Here is a 23,271-nt window from a genome sequence, read left to right as displayed (position 1 = left end):
GGGGAAACGATATGGTGCAAATAAGTAGTAACTTTCTCTTTACCGCATTTATTTTATATTTAATTGCGACTCTATTTTTTGGGGGAGCCATTAAAGAAAAGGGTCATAAATGGGCAAATGTAGGAATAACGATTACAATTTTAGGGTTTATAGCACAAACAGTATATTTTGTTACAAGGTGGATTGCATCAGGGCATGCGCCAGTTAGTAACTTTTTTGAATTCGGTACATTTTTCGGCATGATGCTTGTAGGAGCATTTATTGTCATGTATTTTATGTACCGTGTAAGCATAATCGGACTATTTGCATTACCAGTTGCGCTTTTATTAATTGCCTATGCAAGTATGTTTCCGAGGGAAATATCTCCGCTTATTCCATCTTTAAAAAGTAATTGGTTACATATTCACGTGACGACTGCAGCAGCAGGACAAGCCATTTTAGCGATTAGTTTTATTACAGGCGTTATGTATTTATTGAAAAATGTAGATCAATCGACGAGAAGTAAACGTACATTTTGGCTAGAGACGGTAGTATTTACACTTGTTTGTACAGTTGGATTTATTGGAGTAACAACGGTATTTTCTAGTATGAAATATGAAGCGAAGTTTCAATGGATTGATAAAAATGAACAACAACTGGAAATGAAGTACAATCTTCCGGCTTTAGTTGGACCGCATGAAGGGAAGTTACTGACAGAAAATAAATTAGAACCGGCAGTTGAAGTTCCAACAATTGTAAATGCAAAAAAATTAAATACTGTTATTTGGTCAGTGTTAGTTGGAACATTACTGTATATTGTATTAAGACTCGTTTTACGGAAGCGAGTATCGGCGGCACTTCAGCCGTTAGTAAAGAATACGAATAGTGATCTACTAGATGAAATCGGATATCGATCTATTGCAATTGGATTCCCAGTTTTCACATTAGGTGCATTAATTTTTGCGATGATTTGGGCTCAAATAGCGTGGACGCGCTTTTGGGGCTGGGATCCGAAAGAGGTTTGGGCACTTATAACGTGGCTCTTTTATGCTGCAGTACTACATTTACGATTATCTAAAGGGTGGCATGGAGAGAAATCAGCTTGGCTTGCAGTAATTGGTTTTGCAATCATTATGTTTAACTTTATTGTAGTAAACTTAATTATTGCCGGTTTACATTCATATGCATAGAGAAATAAAATAGGAGAGTGCATGTCACTTTCCTATTTTATTTTTGTCAACTTTTCTTCTTTTTTGAGAAAAACATGACAAAGTAGCGGTTGATTTTGTAAAATGATGTCGAGGACATTATATACAGTTCAAAAAAAATACATAGTTTTGGAAAAAAATTGAACAAAATTTATTATTCTTGTGAAGCATAATATGGGAAGTGAAACATTTAGAAGATTGCTTAAATAAGCGAGAATAGCGCAACATAATAGTTAAAGAAGGGTAGGTGTGAACCGCTGAGGTGAGAGTACGCAGCGGGTAGAGATGGAAAATGAATCAAGAATTTTAATTGTAGATGATGAGGATCGTATTCGTCGTTTATTGAAAATGTACTTAGAAAGAGAACAATATACGATTGAAGAAGCAGATAATGGTGATACAGCTTTAGAAATGGCGTTGCAAAATGATTACGATTTAATCTTATTAGATCTTATGATGCCTGGTAAAGATGGCATTGAAGTATGTAAAGGGGTTCGTGAGAAGAAAGCGACACCAATTATTATGCTGACAGCAAAAGGTGAAGAAGTAAATAGAGTACAAGGATTTGAAGTTGGAACAGATGATTATATTGTAAAGCCGTTTAGTCCACGTGAGGTCGTGCTACGTGTGAAAGCGGTATTACGTCGTGCTGTACCAACAACATTCTTTACACAAGATACAACGACAAAAGATGTTACTGTATTCCCTCACTTAACAATTGATAACGATGCACACCGTGTTACTGCAGATGGCAATGAAGTAAACTTAACGCCGAAAGAATATGAGTTACTATTATTTTTAGCGAAAGCTCCTGATAAAGTATTCGATCGTGAGCAGCTGTTAAAAGAAGTATGGCAATATGAATTCTTCGGAGATTTACGTACAGTTGATACACATGTAAAGCGTTTACGTGAGAAGTTAAGCAAAAAATCACCAGATGCAGCGAAAATGATTGTTACTGTTTGGGGTGTAGGTTACAAATTTGAGGTTGTGAACGACTGATGCTTTGGAGAAGTGTAGTAGGGAAGTTATGGATGACCATATTACTTCTCGTTTCGTTTGTTCTTGGATTTGTTGCGATTTTACTTTCACAATTTTTTAGAACGTATTATGTTGATATGAGTGAAAATAGACTTCAAAAAGTCGCAACAAGTGTTACGGAATTAATTGAAGAAGGTGCCGATGTAAAAACGATTGAGAACATCGCGTACAAATTCTCTGATCCACTTTCAAGGATTATTATTGTAGAAGATGGCAAGGAAATCTCTTCTTCACCGAAACAAGAAGGGTTAGTCACCCTTACAATGGATAATTTAAAAGAAGATAAAGAATTAGCCGCTGTTTTTACGGACAAAAAAGAAATTAAGAACAACATTAGAAAAGCTTCTGATAGTAGAAAGAATAAAAGCACTGAAAATGATATTGTGATCGTTGGGAAACCAGTGCAATCAAAAAATCAAAGCGCAGTGTTCGTATATGAATCTTTACAAGTGCCAATAAAAGATATGGAGAGAACGACTGATTTCATTTTCTTAGCCGCTGGGATTGCGATTATATTAACAACTTTCTTTGCGTTCTTCTTATCTACTCGGATTACAGCACCGCTTCGTAAAATGCGTGAGGTTGCTTTTGAAGTGTCACGTGGGAAATTTGATGCAAAGGCTCCTATGGTATCTCAGGACGAAATTGGTGAGCTGGCAACGGCCTTAAATCAAATGGGTAAACAGTTGAAGTTTAATATGAATGCTTTGCAGCAAGAAAAAGAACAGTTAGCTAGTATTTTGAGTAGTATGGCAGATGGAGTTATTACGTTAAATCAAGAAGGTGAAGTCGTAGTTATTAATCCACCGGCTGAACATTTCTTACAAGTTTGGCAAGAAGAAAAAGAGATAGAGTTAAGTAAAAAATTACCTTCTGAACTTGTGGAACTATTCCATCTCGTTGTAGAAAGCGAGCAACAACAAGTTGTTGAAATTAATTTACAAAAAGGGAACTATGTAGTTCTTATGACACCACTTTACAATCAAACGAAAATTCGTGGGGCTGTAGCGGTACTGCGAGATATGACGGAAGAACGTCGTCTTGAGAAAATGCGTCAAGACTTTATTGCGAATGTATCACATGAACTTCGTACACCGATGGTCATGCTGCAAGGGTATAGTGAAGCGATTTTAGATGATATTGTGCAAACGAAAGAGGAAATAGATGAGTTTGTTCAAATCATTTATGATGAATCCGTTCGTTTAGGTAAACTTGTAAATGAATTGTTAGATTTAGCTCGTATGGAAAGCGGTCACGTAGAGTTACATATTGGTGAAGTGGACATACATCCGTTTGTGGAAAAAATTGGTCGTAAATTCCAAGGGATTGCAAAGGATAAAGAAGTTGAACTAACAGTTGATTTCCGGAATCAGATTGAAGAATATGCGTTTGATGCAGATCGGATGGAACAAGTGTTGACGAACTTGATTGATAACGCAATTCGTCATACGAATGCGGGTGGACATGTAACGCTTGTAATTGATACGAAAAATAATGGCCTCATTTTTGAAGTACAAGATTCGGGTGTAGGCATTCCAGAAGAGGATATTCCATTTTTATTTGATCGTTTCTATAAAGCTGATAAAGCAAGAACACGTGGGAAAAAGGGTGGAACAGGACTCGGGCTTGCAATTGCGAAAAATATTGTTCAAGGCCATGACGGTAAAATTTCTGTATCAAGTGTTGTTGGAGAAGGAACTACATTCTCTGTATATTTACCGAATCGTATAATTTAGATATGCTTTTTTAAAGTTGATAATGAATAAAGTTCTGCTGTTTTTTATTTTTTTGTAAACTCAATTAAATAAAGAATGGTAGAACTTTTTTCTATCTTGGTCGAATCAAGAATAACAAGAGAGGGTGCTGTGAAGAAATGAAATTATATACAAAAACAGGAGATAAAGGAACGACAAGTGTAATAGGTGGCAGGGTTGATAAAGATGATATCCGTGTGGAAGCGTATGGAACAATAGACGAGGCAAATTCTCATATTGGATATGCAATGACTAAGGTTCAAGGCGGGGCTTTTAGAGATATTTACAATGAGCTCGAAAATATTCAACATGAACTATTTGATTGCGGAGGAGACTTGGCAATAGTGGAACAAAAAATTCCTTATAAAGTGACAATTGAGATGGTTGAAAGTTTAGAAAGAAAGATTGATTTATATATAGAAGAAGCCCCGCCATTAGAACGCTTTATTTTGCCAGGTGGTAGCGAGGCGGCGGCTACTATTCATATTGCACGTACTGTTGTAAGGAGAGCAGAACGCTCTATAGTATCATTGCAAAAAGAAGTGAAAATAAATGAAGTTGTCTTAAAGTATGTAAATAGATTATCTGATTATTTGTTTGCGATAGCTCGAGTAATAAATGCCCGATTACAAGTGAAAGATGTGGAGTATAACCGTAGTGCATTAGTTTTTCGTGATAAGAAAGAGAAGGAAGTGGAGTAATTCACTTTCTTTTTTTGTATACTTTTTTCTGTAATATACCAAAATAGAGAAGGTATGGTGGTAATTAGAAAACGGAGGATGTATATGAAAGTTTTAAAATGCGGCGTCATGTTATTGAGTATGCTGTTTGTATCTCAATTACATGTTTATGCAGAAGAAAATCGATGGACATGGCCTGTTGAAGGTCAGATAAGTGATTATTTTGGGACAAGGCATGGAAAACACTATGGTATTGATGTAGCTGCGCCGATTGGAACGCCTGTGGCAGCTATTCAAGATGGTAGGGTAACGAAGTCTTATTATTCAAGTAGTTATGGAAATGTTGTATTTATTAAACACGGAGAATATGAGGCTGTATATGCACATTTAAATAAGAGATATGTGGGGCAAGGAGATTATATTTCCAAAGGAGAAAAAATTGGAGAAGTAGGGAACACGGGAGAATCGCGAGGTGCACACTTACATCTAGAACTTCATCAAGGAAGATGGACGATGGCGAAAAAGAATGCGATGAACCCATTGCTTGTTTTAAATGAACAAAGAAATGAAGTTGTTTCTTCATCATTATATGTCGTACAAAAAGGGGATACTTTAGTTAGTATTGCACGGAAATTTAGTATGACACTTAAGGAAATTAAAGAAAAAAATGGATTGCAGCAAGAGCTAATTTATCCTAATCAACAATTATATGTTAAGTGAAGGAAACATTTCAAAAATTAAACTTTGAACAAATTTATGTTCTTCTTAAATAAGGTTCAATGTAAATGAAATTATATGGGCGCTTTTGCTAGAACTATTGAGTGAATTAGAGCATCTATATCTAAAAGAAAACCGTCCCAAAATTTATTTTGGGACGGCTTCTTTTACCAAAAAATAAAGACACATATAAATCCAGAAATAGCTAAATAGCTATATAAGTAAAAAACTTTTGTTCTTGTTTTCTCTTTTGTTCGAAACAGTACGATAGTCGGTTCAATTAAACCGATTGTCAAACAAAGTAGGCCAAGAAGCATACAACCAATCGAAATAGAATACAGGGCGATTTGTGGTGCTTGAAATGGAATCATCCATTTTAATAAAAATGCAATAAGTGCAGTGTAACAAATACTACCGATGTATTTATTCAGTGGTGTATTAGAACGAAAACCAGGAAGTTTTTTTAAGAAAGAGCGGGAAACAACTTCTGTTTGTAAAGATGTATGCTCTTCAATAATTTTTTGAGCTTCTTTTCCTTTTTGAAAAAGAGATAAGATCCAATTTCGCTCACCCTGAAAAATAAATTGAGAAGTTGTCAAATAGTGATCAATCTTCACTTTATTCCAACTCTTCCACGGATGACGCTCACACAATTTTAATTTACTTTCTGTTTTTTTATCATACTGATAAATACTAATGCCATCTTCATCGAAAGTAGCATAGTATGTCTCGTTTGAGAATGTGCCTAAATCAATTGGACAGTAGAAAAGTAATTCTTTTTTTAAGTAAAAGTATTCTTTTCTTAAGTTTTTTTTCATTGCTTCTCGAATAGAATGTCTCTTGTCTTTTTTCATGACATTTCCTCCATAACTCAGAAAATGTTCTTATCTTAACAATTCAATATCTTATCACTTTTAATTATATATGACTAGGTAATTCAAAAGAGAAATGCCGAATAATAAAAAATATGGATTGTATTGTAAAATATCTCGCAATTTATTTTTTGTTACGAAAAATAAATAACTAATTTTAAATAAGTTACAATTTTTTAGTTCACAATGTTATGAGGTTGTTGTATAATGAAGGGGAAAATAGAATATCGGTCTATCTTCGGGGCAGGGTGAAAATCCCGACCGGCGGTGATGAACTATTTATGATTTTGTTCTAAGCCCGCGAGCCGTTAAGGCAGGATTTGGTGTGATTCCAAAGCCGACAGTATAGTCTGGATGGGAGAAGATGGAGGTTCAAGCGTTCAAAAAAGATATGGATTTGAACGTCTGTTTGATGTGCCTTAAATTCTCCCTTTGTGTAAAACACAAAGGGTTTTTTCGTTCTATGAAAAAATAGGCATAGCAGAACCTTTCCACTTTCCATGAGATGATCGATGGAAAAGGAGAGAGAAAGATGAAACAAAAAAACAGTGTAGTGCAGATGGTGAGTGTAGCGATGCTAAGTAGTATTGCATATTTACTAATGATGTTAGATTTCCCGTTCCCAGGGCTTCCGCCATTTTTGAAAATTGATTTTAGTGATGTACCAGCTCTAATTGCAGCAATTATCTTTGGACCAGTAGCAGGAGTGATTGTAGAGGCGATAAAGAACATTTTACATTACGGGATTCAAGGAAGTTTAACGGGAGTACCAGTTGGAGAAATTGCAAACTTTATTGCAGGATGTTTATTTATTGGACCAGCAGCTTTCTTATTTAGAAAGTATCGTACTGTGAAGAGTTTAACTACAGGATTAATGCTAGGGACAATTACAATGGCGCTTATTATGAGTGTATTAAACTACATCATCATATTCCCGGCTTACACTTGGTTTTTAAATTCACCGGCTATGTCTAGCGAAGCTATAAGAACAACGGTTGTAACGGCAATCTTACCATTTAATTTAATTAAAGGGATTGTTGTAACAATTGTATTTGTAGCATTATTCTCACGCCTGAAAGTATGGGTGTTTGCAAAAATGAAAAATGCATAATATATATTAAAACCATTAGTAGTGTGAAACTACTAATGGTTTTTTATTAAGGAAAATAAAATTTAGATACAAAAAATGCCCCTCATCAATATGAGGGGCATTTTTTGAAGTTAATAAAAGACTATTCGAATTTTAAAGCGTCTCCGTCGAATGATTCGTCAGCAACTTTAATTGAGTCAGTTGGACAGCCTTCGAATGCATCCATCATATCTTCAATTAATACATCTGGAATTTCAACGATACCTTGGTTATCATCTAATGTTACAAATGCAATACCTTCATCATCATAGTCATAAATGTCTGGTGCAGCAGCGCCACAAGCACCACATGCAATACAAGTATCTTTATCAACGATTGTATATTTTGCCATCTTTTTTCCCTCCTGATAATATGTATGTGAAAAGCTCGCCATAAAAATTATAACCTTATTGTAAAACGGTTTGTAAAACTTTTCAACATAAAATTATAATGATAATGCTTATCAATTAGAGTGTCAACTTATTTTTGAATTATGTCATAAGATTTTCAAAATACGTAAATATGATTTCGTTTGATACAATAGAATATATACAAGTATATAGTTCTTATATGATAAGTTTAATGAGCGAAAGTAGATAGTGTAATTGTACTGAAAAGAATGAAGTTAAGATTGGAAGGTGGAAGCGGTCATGCAAATACAATATACTTTGTTGCATTGTTTAAAACAATTGAATGGTGAAAGAACCGTTTCTTCTATTTATTATTTACTAAAGGGCAAACGTTCTTCGCAAACTTTACAAGATGGAAATATGTTCCGAATTTCTTTTTTGTTCGGAATATACAAATCATTGAATAGAAATGACTATGATGGTGAAGTTGCAAAGTTGTTGCAAGCGAATTTTATTCAAGAAATACATGAAAATACATATGTGTTAACACCTACGGGTAAAATGCAGTTACATAAATGGGAGGAAGTTTATGCTTTTCCGGCGCATTTGCATGGTTTACATTATGGTGAATTAGGTGAAACATTTTGGAAAAGATTATCATTAATTATTCAAACTATATCAAATTTACAACAGAATAATACGAAGTTTATCCCAATTCAGCAAGATACAGAAATAATGATGTGGGTGAAACGTTTTCTAACAGGAATACCATATAAGAGAAGTGAGTTGGCGAGAAAACTATGGACGGAAGTACATAATCTTTTAGAAAAGAGCAATACGATAGAAGCGACGATTGTAACATATCGACTAACGGGTTATGAACGTATTGGTTGTACATTGCAACAATTAGCAGAAATTACGAAACAAGATATATTCAGGGTGTATTTTTTATTTTGGGGTACAATGCATTTCTTTATACAAGAAGTTCGTGATAAAGAAAATGAATTTCCACTATTAGCTGAAATTATATCTTATCCAAATGAGAGAGCTGAATTATTTAGTTTATCCACGAAAAAAACATATAATTTTTGGAGACAAGGACGTTCTTTAGAAGAAATAGCGACGATTCGGAATTTAAAGGTTGCAACGATAGAAGATCATTTTGTTGAAATTGCTTTGCGAGAAAAAGATTTTTCTATTGAAATGTTTATGGAAAAAGAAAAGATAGACAAAGTAATAAAAGTAATTGAAGCATTGCAAACGCGGAAGTTACGTGTTTTGAAACAAGCGGTTGGAGAAGATATCTCTTATTTTGAAGTTCGTCTTGTATTAGCGCGGATGGAGGGTGTAAATGAAACTTGAAGAATATTTATATAAGTGGTTTGGATATTCTGAATTTCGTCCAGGTCAAAAAGGAGTTATTACAGATTTATTAGAAGGAAAAGATGTGATAGCAATGCTTCCGACTGGAAGAGGGAAATCTATGTGCTATCAGTTTCCGGGGCTTATGCGAGAAGGAACAGTGCTTGTTGTATCACCGTTATTATCTTTAATGGAAGATCAAGTGACACAATTAAAGTATGTTGTGAAAAACCGAGTAATAGCATTTAATAGTTTTCGGACATTAAATGAAAAAAGAGAAGCGATGAAAAAATTATCTTCATATAAATTTATTTTTGTTTCACCAGAGATGTTACAGTCGGAGTTATTAATTAGGGAATTGAAGAAAATTCATATTTCATTATTTGTTGTTGATGAGGCTCATTGTATTTCTCAATGGGGTTATGATTTTAGACCGGACTATAAAAAACTAAATGTAGTTATTGAAAATATTGGTTCTCCTACAGTATTAGCATTGACAGCCACAGCGACAAAAGGGGTACTGCAGGATATCGCAAATAGTTTAAATTTAAAGGGTGCCGCGGAACATGTATACTCTATTGATCGTCCTAATATTGCAATGGATGTGCAATTTGTAGAGACGATAGAAGAAAAGAAAGAGGCGCTTTTAGAGCAGGTGATGTATTTACAAGGGCCGGGGATTGTATATTGCTCAAGTAGAGCGTGGACAGAAAGGTTAACGGAATACTTGAGAGGGAAAGGTGTTACTGGTGTAGCTTTTTATCATGGTGGTATGGAACATGAAGAGCGTATGTTAATTCAACAGCAGTTTATGAACGATCAATTGCAACTTGTAATATGCACAAGTGCATTTGGTATGGGGGTAAATAAGGCGAATACGCGATATATTATTCATTTTCATTATCCAACTAATATAGCTTCTTACTTACAAGAAATCGGAAGAGCTGGAAGAGATGGCGAACCGAGTATAGCTATTTTATTATGTAGTCCGCTGGATCATGATTTACCAATTTCAATCATTGAGGATGAATTGCCAAGTAAGTCACAAATACAATTTTTATTTTCTTTACTACAAGAAAGAATGTTTCAAACGAAAGAATTACCAATAGAAGATGTAGAAGAAATTTGTTATAATGCAGCAAGATTTAATGAGCAATATTGGCGTTTCGTTCGTTATCATCTCGAACAGGTTGGAATTATACAACAACGAAGATTATTATTAGAAGGTTTGTCAGATGAAATTATGAACCGATTAATAGCTGAAGTAGAAATAAGGTTGCGTAATAAATATAGTGAGCTAGAAAATATGAAATCATGGATACAAGTTAAAGGGTGTAGACGTGAATATGTGCTGCAACAGTTCGGTTATAGGAAAGAGCAAGAGTTAATTAATTGCTGCGATTATTGCGGTATTATAAAAGAAGATTATAAAAAAAGACGAGCGCAACAATCGGATTTCGACTATAATTGGGAAACAGAGTTACAAAAGCTTTTCGGCCTAGAAAAGATGGAGGAATGATGAACATTCAAAGGCATAATGTTGAAGATATGAGTCCGCAGGAAATAAGGCTGAATCTATATATAACACAGTTAATTATTATCGGTATTGGCTGTTTACTGGCATATATATTATTTCAAGATGTAAAAGAAGTCTTTAATTTATGGAAATGGGAACCAGTATCTATACTTATTATAGGTGGTTTGTTAGCGATTGGTATTGTGTTATTAGATTATGTTGCAATGCGAGTGTTTCCGGAGTCTTGGTTTGATGATGGTGGTATTAACGATAAGATGTTTCGAGGAATGTCCGTTCTACACTTACTCGTTATTACGTTCTTAATTGGTTTTGCAGAAGAATTTTTATTTAGAGGTGTAGTACAGACTCATTTTGGAATTGTAATTGCGAGCTTCGTATTTGCAGTGTTACATATTCGTTATATAACAAAGCCATTTTTGTTTTGTTTCGTCTGTTTCATTAGTTTTGTCTTTGGTTATGTATTTGAATGGACAGGAAATTTGTTTATAACAATCTTTGCACACTTTCTTGTTGATTTTATAATGGGACTCCAATTAAGAAAATAAATGGAAGGTGGTGGTGAACAACATGAGGAAACGAATTCCTGATTTTGAAGAGGAATTAGAAGTTGAGCGAGTGGAAGAAAAAGAAAGTTTACCGCCGCGTAGTGAAATTCATAGAAATAAAGAAAAAAAACAAAAGTTTAAAATAAATCACATTTTCGTCCGGGTTTTAACATTTCTATTCATTCTGCTGCCGATTAGTATTTTGTGGTACACGGATAAATATATTCAGGTGAAGGGTGATAGTAATAATGCCGGAAAAAGTGCGTTTGAAGTAATCTTCTTTGATTCAGCTAAATCTGAGTCGCAGAAACATTCTGAAAAAGTAATAACGCATACTGTGAAAGAGGGAGAAACTTTAGAAAGTATAGCGAAGCAATATTTTTCAGATGGAAATGGAATTGAAGTAATTAAAAAGTATAATAACTTGCAAGAAGATGAAGTGAGTGCAGGTCAAGAATTAAAAATTCCGATAAAAGATAAGTCCACAAAGCAAGAAAGCTAGTGAGTTAAGCGATCACCGTTTGTTATAAAAGCCTAGGATTATCTTTATGAGGAGGGGAGTCAAAAATATGATATGGATTATATTATTCAGTACTCTCATAGGCATGGGGATTTTATTGCTTCTTGTGATGTATAAAGAAGCGATGCGTAATACGGTGTTGGAACATACTTTAGTATTTAAAGAATTTCCGAAAAGTTTTCAAAAGGTAAATGTGTTTTTTATTTCTGATATTCATAGAAGAGTCATTTCGAATTTGTTAATTGAACAAGTAAAAGGAAAAGTAGATCTCGTAATTATCGGAGGAGATTTAGCAGAGAAAGGTGTCTCTTTATCAAAAATCTCTGCGAATATTCAAAAGTTAAGAGAGGTAGCTCCTGTATATTTTGTGTGGGGAAACAATGATTATGAGATAGAATATCATGAATTAGATGCGTTATTATTAGAAAATAACGTAAAAGTTTTAGATAATACAAGAGTGGTATTTGAGTCTGAATTAGGCGAGAAAATTTGTTTGCTCGGTATAGATGATGTTGGATTGCACCGTGATCGTCTAGATTTGGCATTGGCGGATTGTAAAGAAGATGGTTTTCGTATCCTAGTTAGTCACAACCCTGATATAATAAAAAAAATGTCTGGAAATGAACAGATTTCACTTGTCTTAAGTGGACATACGCATGGAGGGCAAATCCGATTATTCCCATCTAAAAAATATTTAAAAGGTGGCGTATATAACCATTTAAATACGATTCTCTTTGTTAGTAATGGGTATGGAACAACATTGATACCACTTCGTTTCCGAGCACCTGCTCAAACACACATCATTACATTGTGCGGAGGGAAATGATGCCAACTCTTAATGGGAAATACAATATAAAAGCCGTTTCGAATATAATTGGAGTTCAGCCGAGTACGCTTCGTGCATGGGAAAGACGATATCAAATTATTGCCCCAAAGCGGAATCAAGCTGGGCATCGTTTATATACAGAAGAGCATATTCAAATTTTAAAATGGTTAATGGAAAAAGTTTCTTCCGGTATGATGATTGGACAAGCAGTTCAATTATTAGAAGAAAATCGTTTGCAGAGTACAGTTCAAAAAGAGATACATTTCGATAAAGAAGTTGTTTTAGTGGACGATTTGCTACAAGCTTTGTTAAAATTTGATGAAATTACAATTGCTGCATTATTAAACGAAGCTTTTAGTATATATTCAACAGAGAAGGTTGTTGCCAGTATTGTTCTTCGAGTGACAGACAAATTATTAACGTCAAAAAATAATAATGAGATTTCAATGGTGCAATTTCAATATGCACTATCATTTTTACAAACGCGTCTAGGGATGGTGTATCACAATGCCTCAATGTTTTCCTCTTTACACAAAGTTATTGTGTTAGAAAAGGATGCATTGAAAGGATTTATTTTTTCAACTTATTTACGCTTAAAAGGATATGAGGCGATATATATTAGGACAAGCTTAGCTGAAGATGGTATGTTATCAGCGGTAGAGGAAATACAGCCGAAATATGTATTTATATCTTTTGCTGACGAACAAGAAATGAAAAAGACGATGAACTTTATAAATTTATTACAAGAAAAAAGGGAATCTCTTTCTGTTGGATTCATCGGAAAGCTAGGCGTTCTAAACCAGTTGGACATTGAAACAATCTTAATTGGTGATACGAAAGAAGAATGGGATGGATGGTTAAAAATGTCGGAATAGTTGTTCGAAAAGAACCATCTATTTTCTATTTCATATAATAAAAATTAGATGCATTGGTTACGTAGGGAGGGTATGAGATGAGGCTGGAACGATTAAATTACAATAAGATAAAAATTTTTCTAACATTTGATGATTTATCTGAACGAGGATTAACGAAAGAAGATTTATGGAGAAATGCACCGAAAGTACAGCAATTATTTCGTGATATGATGCAAGAAGCAAATAAGGAATTAGGATTTGAAGCAGATGGTCCGATTGCAGTTGAAGTGTTTTCTCTACAAGCACAAGGGATGGTTGTAATTGTAACGAAAGAAAATCAAGAAATAGATACAGATGATGAGTTCCGTGACGAGTTTATTGAAATGCAAGTGACTCTAGATGAAAGTGAGCATATATTATATGAGTTTGCTACGCTAGATGACGTAATTAACCTGTCGAATCGCTTATATAACCTTGGTGTAACTGGCGGAAAGCTATATACGTGGGATGAGCGCTTCTATCTTTGGGTGGAAGAAGAGGAACAAATTCAATTGTTAAAGGCGGATTTTATAGCTATTTTAGCGGAATACGGTAATCCGTCTACAGCAACCATTTATCGCATCATGGAGTACGGTAAAGAATTAATGGATGTTAACGCGATAGAACAAATACACAATTACTTTGTGAAAAAACAAAACCTCAGCTAATACAACATAGCTGAGGTTTTGTTCTTATTTGGAGAAGGGAAGGGATGATTGTAAATACTCGAACATACTTTTTGAAAATAAAATATGCAGTTTTATGGGAGTGTGGTTGATGAAAATAAAAAATATTTAAATATTTAAGTATTTTACTTTTCTAAAAGTAATAAAAGGACTATAATAATAGTGAAAACGCTTGCAATAGAAAATAGTTTGTATATATTTGTTAGCGTTTTCTATTGCATTCCAAATTTAAGGGTGTATACTAGGCAATGAAGGTTTACTAAACAAGTGAAATTACAGGGGGTTTACTTACTATGGTAGCCGAAAAGGGAACTCAAACAAAAACACAACAACAAAGGGAACAACATTTTGAACTATTGAATTCAACACAAATTGTTATTAGTGAAGCGTTAGAAAAATTGGGTTATCCAAACGAAGTATATGAATTATTAAAAGAACCAATTCGTATGATGACAGTGAAAATACCAGTTCGTATGGATGACGGGACTGTTAAAATATTTACAGGATATCGTGCGCAACATAATGATGCTGTTGGTCCAACGAAAGGTGGAATTCGCTTCCATCCGAATGTAACAGAAAATGAAGTGAAAGCACTTTCAATCTGGATGAGTTTAAAATGTGGTATTGTTGATTTACCATATGGTGGAGGTAAGGGTGGAATTATTTGTGATCCACGTGAAATGTCATTCCGTGAGTTAGAAAGATTAAGCCGCGGTTATGTACGAGCAATTAGCCAAATCGTAGGACCGACGAAAGATATTCCAGCTCCAGATGTATTCACAAACTCTCAAATTATGGCATGGATGATGGATGAGTATAGCCGTATTGATGAATTTAATTCACCAGGATTTATTACAGGTAAACCGCTTGTACTAGGTGGATCACATGGACGTGAAACAGCAACAGCGAAAGGTGTAACAATTTGTATTCGCGAAGCTGCGAAAAAACGTGGCATTGATATTAAGGGTGCACGCGTTGTTGTTCAAGGATTCGGTAATGCTGGTAGCTTCTTAGCTAAATTTATGCATGATGCAGGTGCGAAAGTTATTGCAATCTCAGATGCTTACGGCGCGTTACATGATCCAAACGGATTAGATATTGATTATTTATTAGACCGTCGTGATAGCTTCGGTACAGTAACAAAGTTATTTAACAATACAATTTCAAACAAAGAATTGTTAGAACTTGATTGCGATATTTTAGTTCCAGCTGCAATTGAGAACCAAATTACAGAAGAAAATGCTAATGATATTAAAGCGAAAATCGTTGTTGAAGCTGCAAATGGTCCAACAACATTAGAAGCGACTAAAATTTTAACAGATCGCGGAATTTTACTTGTTCCAGACGTGTTAGCAAGTGCTGGTGGTGTAACAGTATCTTACTTTGAGTGGGTACAAAATAACCAAGGTTACTACTGGACTGAAGAAGAAGTAGAACAACGTTTAGAAAAAGTAATGGTAAGATCATTTGATTCTATTTATGAAACAGCACAAGTTCGTAAAGTGAACATGCGCTTAGCGGCGTACATGGTTGGTGTTCGTAAAATGGCTGAAGCAAGCCGCTTCAGAGGTTGGGTATAAAATATTATATCTTGAGAAAACGTGATTTCCTTTCGAGGGAATCACGTTTTTTTGTTGAAGTATTAAATGAGGTGTTGTATATGGAGAATGAAATGTTGGAACGAGTAGAACAATTAGAAGAAAAGGTTAATAGGTTAGAGGGAGAACTCGCAAGAACGATGAAAGCTCGCAAAATAAGTACCGTTCGGATGTTCGGGGAAGGGCTACTGTTTCTGATATTTGGTGTGGTTGTAGTAGGGCCGATTATTGCCGTTGTAATCTCAATTTTTACTTGGCTTGCTGAAAAATAAAATAAAATAAAAATAAAAAAGAACGCTTGTTCTATACGAACAAACGTGCTATACTCTCCTTAGATAAACAAAACGGAAATGATTTTAAGGAGAGATAAATGATGAAAATGACAGTAGACCAAAGATTTATGATGCCAGCAGATGTTGTAGAGCGAGTGGAAGTATTACGAAACAAACAAAGCAAGCGTGGCACATTATTACAATCGGTAAATAAATTTTTCGGTTTAGATACGAAAGAAGATTGTGTTTGGTTTTACGGTTTTTATGGAGTGGCTGTAAGTATCTTGTTGTTTATGGTGTTCACTTCAAATATTTTCGATTTTCTCTTCGCGTAAGAAATATGCGATAAGGACATTGCTACCGAATACATATATAAGGAAGTAAGGTAATCTTCTAGAGCGGGAGTTGGTAGCAATGGCGATGTTTCCTATAGAGCGCAATTATATTGGATATGGAAGTTCACGACCGGGGATTCCTCTGACTAAAGTGAGATTTATCGTAAGCCATGATACGGGGAATCCTGGAAGCAATGCGATAGGCAATCGAGATTACTTTAATGAATTACAACCGAAAGCTTCGGCACATACATTTATAGATGATAAAACAATATTGGAGATTATTCCTATAAATGAAGTTGCGTATCATGTTCGATATGGTGTGCCGACGGATAATGACTTATATGGCTATGACGCGAATAAGGCGGCCATTGGAGTGGAACTTTGTTATGGTGGTGATGTTAACTTTTGGGAAGCGTATAATCGTTTTACATGGTATCATGCGTATTTATGCCAAAACTTTGGCTTAAATCCGAAAAAAGATATCGTGTCACATAAAACGCTTGATCCAGCTAGAAAGATTGATCCTGAGAATGTATTAGGGAAACAAGGTATTAAATTTCAACAGTTTTTAGCAGATGTCTATCGGATGTACGTTTCGTTTAGATGACAAATATATGAAAAATGAATACAATAAAGATAGGTGCCTACTGCTGTAAGTAGGTTTTTTCTTGTTTTTATAAATAGTGCATTGGTAGAAGACTAGGAGTGGACGAGTATGCAGAAAGAAACAGTTATTATAATCGGAGGCGGTCCGTGCGGATTAGCGGCTGCAATTTCGTTGCAAAAGGTAGGGATAAATCCGTTAGTAATTGAAAAAGGAAACATTGTAAATGCCATTTATAATTATCCAACTCATCAAACATTTTTCTCTTCTAGTGAAAAATTAGAAATTGGTGATGTAGCTTTTATTACAGAAAATCGTAAGCCATTTCGAAATCAAGCGCTTGCGTATTATCGTGAAGTAGTAAAACGTAAATCTGTACGTGTAAATGCTTTTGAGCGAGTGGAGAAAGTTCAAAAAGATGGAGAAGTTTTTCAGGTTGAGACGACAAAGCGTGATGGAAGTAAGGAAATGTATATAGGGAAATATATTGTTGTAGCAACTGGATATTATGATAATCCAAATTATATGAATGTTCCAGGTGAGGAATTGAAGAAAGTAGCTCACTATTTTAAAGAGGGGCATCCTTATTTTGATCGAGATGTAGTAGTTATAGGTGGGAAAAACTCGAGTGTAGATGCCGCGTTAGAACTTGTTAAATCTGGTGCACGTGTAACGGTACTGTATCGTGGAAGTGAGTATTCACCAAGCATAAAGCCTTGGATTTTGCCGGAATTTGAGGCGTTAGTACGAAACGGTACAATTCAAATGCATTTTGGAGCTCATGTGAAAGAGATTACTGAGCATACATTAACGTTTACAGTTGATGGTGAAGCTTTTACAATCAAAAACGATTTTGTATTTGCGATGACTGGTTATCATCCTGATCATAGCTTCTTAACGAAGATGGGTGTTCAGATTGATGAAGAAACAGGACGTCCAATTTATACAGAGGATAGAATGGAAACGAATGCTGAAAATATTTTCATTGCAGGTGTCATTGCTGCTGGAAATAATGCAAATGAAATATTTATCGAGAACGGTAGATTTCATGGAGATGCGATTGCGCAAACCATTGCATTAAGAGAAAAATAAAAAGGAGCTGTCGGGAAAATCTCGACAGCTCCTTTTTATTCGTGCATAAACATATTTTGAATGGATTCATGAGAATTTGTATTCTCTAATGCAACAAGTAATTTAATGCGTGCTTTTTGTGCATTTAAGCCGTATGTGAATACAATGCCCATATCTTTTAAGTGTTTACCGCCACCTTCATACGAATATACGTCTTGAACGATACCGTTGAAACAGCGAGAAACTAATACGACAGGAATACCTTTATTTAATAATCTTTCTAGGCTAGGTAGTGTTCTTGGAGGGAGGTTACCTTGTCCAAGAGCTTCGATAACAATGCCGTCTACAGGAAGATTTTCGATTGCTGCTAATAATGTATCATCCATGCCAGCATATGCTTTTAGAACAACTACATTTTTAGACACTTTGTTTATCGTATATGATTCGCGATGTACTAAAGCGTGATGGAAGACAACGCCGCGTTTTGTTACCATTCCAATTGGTCCGTATTGTGGACTTTGGAATGTTGCGACATTACTTGTATGTGTTTTTGTTACATTTGTAGCGCAATGAATTTCGTCGTTTAATACGACTAAAACACCTTTTTCTGCAGCTTCATCACAACTAGCAACTTTTACAGCTGATAAGAAGTTATATAGACCATCAGCACCTAACTCATTGCTAGAGCGCATTGCACCTGTCACTACGATCGGAATAGTTGCTTGTACTGTTAAATCTAAGAAATAAGCTGTTTCTTCTAATGTATCCGTACCATGCGTAATAACTACGCCATGAATGTTGTCTTGTTTTACTCTTTCATCAATGATGACTTGTAATTGTAACATTTCGCTCGGTGTCATATGAGGAGATGGTAGATGGAACACATCTTCAACGATTAAATCAACATCGCCTTCTAAATCAGGAATGAATTTTAAAAGAGGATTTTTTTTACCTGGTTGTACGACCCCAGTTTCTTTATCTTCCTCCATTGCAATTGTTCCACCTGTGTGTAAAACTAGGATTCTTTTCAATGCTTATACCCCTTTCAAGTAAAAAAATACATTTAGAACATAACATGTTTTGAGTAAATTCGACAATGGAAATGTATAAAAGTATGCCTCGAAAATGACAATAAAATTAACTGCTATATGTACGATGTATAAAATTACGAAACGAAATGTGCAAATATAGTATAGGAGGGAGAAATTACGTTGAAAAAGATGGAGAGAATTTTTATTCGTATATTGATAATACAATTCATTTGTCTTTCTGTTGTACAATTGTTATTTATACATAAGTCATCAGTGAAATATTTATCTAAAATTGTTTATTATGAGGGTGTTATGGTAAAAAACAAAGTGGAAATCTTGCAGGTGAATCGGTAGTTTTCATTTTCTTCTATGAAGGATTATGCTACAATAATTGAAGATTTAATGACGCGAAGCAAATGAGAAGAAGCAGGGTGAACACCTGCTTTTCGTTTTGTTTTATAAGTGAAAAAATGAGGTGTTACAATGGATAAACGAATTTCAATTGCTATAGATGGTCCAGCAGCTGCAGGGAAAAGTACAGTGGCAAAAGTTGTTGCGAAGGAACTTTCTTATGTTTATATTGATACAGGCGCAATGTACCGTACGCTTACATATGCAGCCCTTGAACAAAAAGTAGACATTGAAAATGAAGAGCAGTTAATGGAAGTTGTAAAGAATGTAAATATTGAGTTTCAGCAAGGAGAAAATACACAGCTTGTATTTTTAAATGGACAAGATGTTTCTGAAGTAATTCGTACACCTGATGTGACGAATCGAGTATCTATTGTAGCGAAACATCGCCTTGTTCGTGAAGAAATGGTACGTCGTCAGCAAGAGTTAGCGAAAAAAGGCGGCGTTGTAATGGACGGCCGTGATATTGGTACACATGTATTACCGGATGCTGAAGTGAAAATCTTTATGCTTGCTTCTGTTGAAGAAAGAGCGGAAAGAAGGCATTTAGAAAATTTAAATAAAGGTTTCGATTCTAATTTAGAGCAGCTAAAAGAAGAAATTGCTCAGCGTGATAAATTAGATTCAGAACGCGAAGTTTCTCCACTAAAAAAGGCTGATGATGCATTGGAATTAGATACGACTTCTTTATCAATTGAAGAAGTTGTCCAAAAAATTATGAGCATTGTTTCTGGAGTGTTTGCGAAATAAAGAAAGGGGATAATCCTCTTTCTTTTTTTGTTTAAATAGAAATGTAAAGGATACGTGAATTGTGAGTCTCTTTCCTTGACAAATGAGCTGATTTGTAAGAAGTTAGTTAAAGAGGAATAAAACTGTCAGAATATATTCGCTATTATATTTCAAAACATACTTTTTTCAAGCTGGTTTTGCTGTATACTATTTATATAGGTTTAATATATTTTCTTGTGAATGTTATTGAAAAAGAGTATGTGATGAGAAATTCTTAAACATGCAAATGAAAACTTTGTTTTCATTTCGTATATACATAAAAAATGCTTTGTCAATTCTGTAGGGAGGTATTTCCATGGTAGAGAAAATGAATGAAGAAGTTATGGATTCAAAAGAATTACAAGTTGGTGACGTTGTTACAGGTTCTGTAACGAAGGTTGAAGAGAAACAAGTGCTTGTAAATGTTGGATACAAAACAGATGGCGTAATTCCAATTAGTGAATTAGCTAACGTTCATATTGAAAAAGCAAGCGATGTTGTAGAATTAGATCAAACACTAGAGTTGAAAATTATTAAATTAGAAGAAGATGATCTTGTCTTATCTAAACGTGCTGTTGATGCAGAAAAAGCATGGGTAGAACTACAAGAGAAATTTACTTCTGGTCATGTATTTGATGTTACTGTAAAAGATATTGTGAATGGCGGATTAGTTGTGGACCTTGGTGTTCGCGGTTTTATTCCAGCTTCACTTGTAGAAGTACATTATGTAGAAGACTTTACTGACTATAAAGGTAAAACATTAGCTGTGAAAATTGTTGAATTAGACCGTGAAAAAAATCGTGTAATCCTTTCGCATAAAGCGGTAGTAGAATTAGAACTAGATTCTAAGAAAAAAGAAGCAATTTCTTCATTAAAAGAAGGGGACGTTGTTGAAGGAACAGTACAACGATTAACTGACTTTGGCGCATTCGTTAATGTTGGTGGAGTGGACGGTTTAGTTCACATTTCACAAATTTCACACGAACGTGTAGAGCAACCTTCTGAAGTGTTAGAGCAAGGTCAAAAGGTTAAGGTAAAGGTGTTATCTGTTGATGCTGATACACAACGTATTTCTTTATCAATTAAAGCAGCTCAACCAGGACCTTGGGAAAACGTTGCTGGCGAAATAAAAGCTGGAGATATTCGTGAGGGAGTAGTAAAACGCCTTGTTACATTTGGTGCATTCGTTGAGATTTTACCGGGCGTTGAAGGACTTGTACACGTATCTCAAATTGCAAATCGTCACGTGAAAAATCCGAATGAAGTATTGGAAATGGGACAAGAAGTAAAAGTGAAAGTACTTGAAGTTCACGTAGCAGAGAAACGTATTTCTTTAAGTATAAAAGAAGCGCTTGAGGAAAATAATGTAACTGAAGATTATAGTCAGTATGAGCCAAATGCTGATTCTGCTACTTTCCAATTAAGTGATATTATTGGTGAACAACTGAAAAAATTAAAGAAATAATGAGGGGTACAAGTGGTAAGGGCAAAACGTAAATTAGATCATATTGAATACGCTCTTTCTACTGGTCAGTCTCGTACGCATGGCTTTCATGATATTGATTTTGTGCATCAAAGCTTGCCAAATTCAAATTATGACACAATAACATGTGAAACAAAAATCGGCGAACTTTCACTAAGTTCGCCGATTTTTATCAATGCGATGACTGGTGGTGGAGGAGAGAAAACGTTACATATTAATGAGCAATTAGCATATGTAGCGAAACATCATAACCTTGCTATGGCTGTAGGTTCGCAAATGGCGGCGTTAAAAGATGAAAGTGAAGCTGCTTCTTATAAGGTGATCAGAAAGGTAAATCCAAATGGTATTTTCTTTGCTAATTTAGGTAGTGAGGCAACTATCGAACAGGCAGAGCGTGCCGTTGATATGATTGAAGCGAATGCATTGCAAATTCATTTAAATGTCATACAAGAGTTAACGATGCCAGAAGGAGACCGTGATTTTACTGGAGTACTTCAGCGCATTGAGAAAATTGTTTTAAATAGTAAAGTTCCTATCATTGTAAAAGAAGTTGGATTTGGGATGAGTAAGGAAACAGTGCAGCAGTTAGCGAACGTAGGTGTAACAGCAATTGATATTGGTGGGCAAGGTGGTACGAATTTTGCTGCTGTTGAAAATGAAAGAAGACAGCGAATGCTTTCTTATTTTAATAACTGGGGCATACAAACAGCAACCTCGATTATTGAAGCAACCTCTACAAATAATAACCTCTCTTTTATTGCATCTGGGGGCATACAAACAGCGCTTGACGTAGCGAAAGCGATCGCATTAGGGGCGAATACAACTGCGTTTGCTGGTTACTTTTTACGTATTTTAATGCAAGATGGTATCGAGAAGTTAGTGGATGAAATTGAGCTCCTACATACAGATTTGAAATTTATAATGACAGCTCTTGGTGCGAAAACGATAGAAGAGTTGCAATCTGTACCTCTTGTTGTAAAGGGTGAAACGTATCATTGGTTAATGCAGCGTGGTATTGATACTGCGCATTATAGTAGGAGATAAAAAATCAACCGTTCGGTTGATTTTTTTTGTTCTATTCTTTTTCGTAATATAAAGTGGAGAAAGGAATTAGTATTATATAAAAATATCATTTCGTAAAAATTGCAATTGAAAAAGGGTTGAAAAATGTAGATGGTGTGTTGTCGAATTACTGGAGAGAACTTAATTTTTAATAGGAATAGGTGAAGATAAAAAGAAGTAATGGGAGGATATAGTGTGCAAAATATTATTTCAATATGAATAGAAAACATTAAACTGATTATGTAAAAGACGGTTTCGTACAATATCGAAACCGTCTTTTTGCATTAATTAGTGCTGGTTTTGTTTTCGAGCCTGTTCTGGTGTATCAAGTCCAGTTGCACCTGGATATTGTAGTGATTGATCACGATCGGATTCAACGCGGCGTGATTCTCGTAGTTTTCGTTCTTGGCGATCTTTACCCATAATGAATAACACCTCCTTGTTAAAAGTGTTGCTGTTATAAGAAAAAACTATGCGTAAATAAAGTGGATTAACTTTCATAAAAAGTTCCCATAATGGAAAACATAGGAGGTG

Annotated in this window: 26 protein-coding genes and 1 riboswitch; of the genes, 22 read left to right on the top strand and 4 right to left on the bottom strand. The window is 34.9% G+C overall.

Going from position 1 to position 23,271, the window contains the following annotated elements:
• Positions 1-11 precede the first annotated feature (11 nt).
• From resC to AU379_RS16290, 5 genes are all read left to right on the top strand, one after another.
• Positions 12-1,169 (top strand): cytochrome c biogenesis protein ResC, encoded by a 1,158-nt coding sequence (resC, locus tag AU379_RS16310; protein ID WP_061139490.1) that lies wholly within the window; start codon positions 12-14, stop codon positions 1,167-1,169.
• 303 nt (positions 1,170-1,472) lie between these two features.
• Positions 1,473-2,189 carry a DNA-binding response regulator ResD gene (gene resD / locus AU379_RS16305; protein ID WP_000426861.1) on the top strand — a complete coding sequence of 239 codons (717 nt, stop codon included), beginning with the start codon at positions 1,473-1,475 and terminating at the stop codon, positions 2,187-2,189.
• Entirely contained in the window at positions 2,189-3,964 is a 1,776-nt protein-coding gene (gene resE, locus AU379_RS16300) for a sensor histidine kinase ResE (RefSeq protein WP_000964697.1), read from the top strand. Before resD ends, resE begins: the two co-directional genes overlap by 1 nt.
• A 137-nt stretch (positions 3,965-4,101) precedes the next feature.
• The gene (locus tag AU379_RS16295) at positions 4,102-4,683 is read left to right on the top strand and encodes a cob(I)yrinic acid a,c-diamide adenosyltransferase (RefSeq protein WP_000781277.1); all 582 of its coding nucleotides are present in this window, start codon (positions 4,102-4,104) and stop codon (positions 4,681-4,683) included.
• Positions 4,684-4,767: 84 nt separating this feature from the next.
• Complete coding sequence (locus AU379_RS16290; protein ID WP_000866125.1) at positions 4,768-5,382, top strand: peptidoglycan DD-metalloendopeptidase family protein; 615 nt, start codon at positions 4,768-4,770, stop codon at positions 5,380-5,382.
• Positions 5,383-5,546: 164 nt separating this feature from the next.
• Here AU379_RS16290 and AU379_RS16285 read toward each other — a convergent pair whose 3' ends face one another.
• A complete protein-coding gene (locus tag AU379_RS16285; RefSeq protein WP_000710837.1) occupies positions 5,547-6,233 on the bottom strand; it encodes a hypothetical protein in 687 nt (228 codons plus the stop codon).
• A 248-nt stretch (positions 6,234-6,481) separates the two neighbouring features.
• Positions 6,482-6,621: riboswitch (FMN riboswitch) on the top strand.
• Positions 6,622-6,783: 162 nt separating this feature from the next.
• Between AU379_RS16285 and AU379_RS16280 the strand changes: the two genes are divergently transcribed.
• Complete coding sequence (locus tag AU379_RS16280; protein ID WP_000810856.1) at positions 6,784-7,362, top strand: ECF transporter S component; 579 nt, start codon at positions 6,784-6,786, stop codon at positions 7,360-7,362.
• 121 nt (positions 7,363-7,483) lie between these two features.
• On the opposite strand, the gene AU379_RS16275 is transcribed toward AU379_RS16280, so the two are convergent.
• A complete protein-coding gene (locus AU379_RS16275) occupies positions 7,484-7,732 on the bottom strand; it encodes a ferredoxin (RefSeq protein WP_001151993.1) in 249 nt (82 codons plus the stop codon).
• Positions 7,733-8,030: 298 nt separating this feature from the next.
• Between AU379_RS16275 and AU379_RS16270 the strand changes: the two genes are divergently transcribed.
• The 12 genes from AU379_RS16270 to AU379_RS16215 all read left to right on the top strand — a co-directional run bounded on the left by AU379_RS16270 (position 8,031) and on the right by AU379_RS16215 (position 18,003).
• Positions 8,031-9,092: a helix-turn-helix domain-containing protein gene (locus AU379_RS16270; protein WP_001167008.1), complete on the top strand. Its 1,062-nt coding sequence runs from the start codon at positions 8,031-8,033 to the stop codon at positions 9,090-9,092.
• Positions 9,082-10,611: an ATP-dependent DNA helicase RecQ gene (gene recQ, locus AU379_RS16265; protein WP_000762979.1), complete on the top strand. Its 1,530-nt coding sequence runs from the start codon at positions 9,082-9,084 to the stop codon at positions 10,609-10,611. The genes AU379_RS16270 and recQ overlap by 11 nt, the downstream gene beginning before the upstream one ends.
• The gene (locus AU379_RS16260; protein ID WP_001025780.1) at positions 10,611-11,174 is read left to right on the top strand and encodes a CPBP family intramembrane glutamic endopeptidase; all 564 of its coding nucleotides are present in this window, start codon (positions 10,611-10,613) and stop codon (positions 11,172-11,174) included. The genes recQ and AU379_RS16260 overlap by 1 nt, the downstream gene beginning before the upstream one ends.
• Positions 11,175-11,196: 22 nt before the next feature.
• Positions 11,197-11,676, top strand: a complete 480-nt coding sequence (locus tag AU379_RS16255) for a LysM peptidoglycan-binding domain-containing protein (protein ID WP_001231553.1) — start codon at positions 11,197-11,199, stop codon at positions 11,674-11,676.
• A 67-nt stretch (positions 11,677-11,743) separates the two neighbouring features.
• Positions 11,744-12,520, top strand: a complete 777-nt coding sequence (locus tag AU379_RS16250) for a metallophosphoesterase (protein WP_000637799.1) — start codon at positions 11,744-11,746, stop codon at positions 12,518-12,520.
• Positions 12,520-13,395 (top strand): MerR family transcriptional regulator, encoded by an 876-nt coding sequence (locus tag AU379_RS16245; protein ID WP_001142650.1) that lies wholly within the window; start codon positions 12,520-12,522, stop codon positions 13,393-13,395. The genes AU379_RS16250 and AU379_RS16245 overlap by 1 nt, the downstream gene beginning before the upstream one ends.
• Before the next feature lie 77 nt (positions 13,396-13,472).
• On the top strand, positions 13,473-14,081 hold the full coding sequence (locus AU379_RS16240; RefSeq protein ID WP_001235397.1) for a genetic competence negative regulator: 609 nt from the start codon (positions 13,473-13,475) through the stop codon (positions 14,079-14,081).
• 311 nt (positions 14,082-14,392) lie between these two features.
• Positions 14,393-15,679, top strand: a complete 1,287-nt coding sequence (gene gudB, locus AU379_RS16235) for an NAD-specific glutamate dehydrogenase (RefSeq protein ID WP_000225173.1) — start codon at positions 14,393-14,395, stop codon at positions 15,677-15,679.
• An 80-nt stretch (positions 15,680-15,759) separates the two neighbouring features.
• Positions 15,760-15,969, top strand: a complete 210-nt coding sequence (locus tag AU379_RS16230; RefSeq protein WP_000426768.1) for a hypothetical protein — start codon at positions 15,760-15,762, stop codon at positions 15,967-15,969.
• Between the two features lie 98 nt (positions 15,970-16,067).
• Positions 16,068-16,304, top strand: a complete 237-nt coding sequence (locus AU379_RS16225) for a DUF3961 domain-containing protein (protein WP_001983018.1) — start codon at positions 16,068-16,070, stop codon at positions 16,302-16,304.
• A 79-nt stretch (positions 16,305-16,383) separates the two neighbouring features.
• On the top strand, positions 16,384-16,914 hold the full coding sequence (locus AU379_RS16220) for an N-acetylmuramoyl-L-alanine amidase (protein WP_001240655.1): 531 nt from the start codon (positions 16,384-16,386) through the stop codon (positions 16,912-16,914).
• Between the two features lie 108 nt (positions 16,915-17,022).
• On the top strand, positions 17,023-18,003 hold the full coding sequence (locus AU379_RS16215) for a YpdA family putative bacillithiol disulfide reductase (RefSeq protein ID WP_001168509.1): 981 nt from the start codon (positions 17,023-17,025) through the stop codon (positions 18,001-18,003).
• Positions 18,004-18,038: 35 nt separating this feature from the next.
• Here AU379_RS16215 and ansA read toward each other — a convergent pair whose 3' ends face one another.
• A complete protein-coding gene (gene ansA, locus AU379_RS16210; RefSeq protein WP_000822026.1) occupies positions 18,039-19,013 on the bottom strand; it encodes an asparaginase in 975 nt (324 codons plus the stop codon).
• Positions 19,014-19,193: 180 nt separating this feature from the next.
• Here ansA and AU379_RS30605 point away from each other — a divergent pair, with 180 nt between their 5' ends.
• The 4 genes from AU379_RS30605 (at position 19,194) to AU379_RS16195 (ending at position 22,719) form a co-directional block, all read left to right on the top strand.
• On the top strand, positions 19,194-19,367 hold the full coding sequence (locus AU379_RS30605; RefSeq protein ID WP_000738057.1) for a YpfB family protein: 174 nt from the start codon (positions 19,194-19,196) through the stop codon (positions 19,365-19,367).
• 129 nt (positions 19,368-19,496) lie between these two features.
• Positions 19,497-20,174 carry a (d)CMP kinase gene (cmk, locus tag AU379_RS16205; protein ID WP_000361252.1) on the top strand — a complete coding sequence of 226 codons (678 nt, stop codon included), beginning with the start codon at positions 19,497-19,499 and terminating at the stop codon, positions 20,172-20,174.
• A 334-nt stretch (positions 20,175-20,508) separates the two neighbouring features.
• Positions 20,509-21,657, top strand: a complete 1,149-nt coding sequence (rpsA, locus tag AU379_RS16200) for a 30S ribosomal protein S1 (protein ID WP_000229559.1) — start codon at positions 20,509-20,511, stop codon at positions 21,655-21,657.
• A 12-nt stretch (positions 21,658-21,669) separates the two neighbouring features.
• Positions 21,670-22,719, top strand: coding sequence for a type 2 isopentenyl-diphosphate Delta-isomerase (locus tag AU379_RS16195; RefSeq protein WP_000251037.1), 1,050 nt, complete (start codon positions 21,670-21,672; stop codon positions 22,717-22,719).
• 306 nt (positions 22,720-23,025) lie between these two features.
• Here the strand turns inward: AU379_RS16195 and AU379_RS30310 are convergent, their stop codons facing one another.
• Complete coding sequence (locus AU379_RS30310; RefSeq protein ID WP_000513900.1) at positions 23,026-23,160, bottom strand: YpzI family protein; 135 nt, start codon at positions 23,158-23,160, stop codon at positions 23,026-23,028.
• Positions 23,161-23,271: the final 111 nt, after the last annotated feature.

The organism is Bacillus sp. JH7, from assembly GCF_001563515.1.
In the GTDB taxonomy this organism is placed as follows: Bacteria; Bacillota; Bacilli; order Bacillales; family Bacillaceae_G; genus Bacillus_A; species Bacillus_A cereus.
Note: the sequence above shows the minus strand (reverse complement) of the source record. Positions and strands in the feature narration are given on the sequence as shown.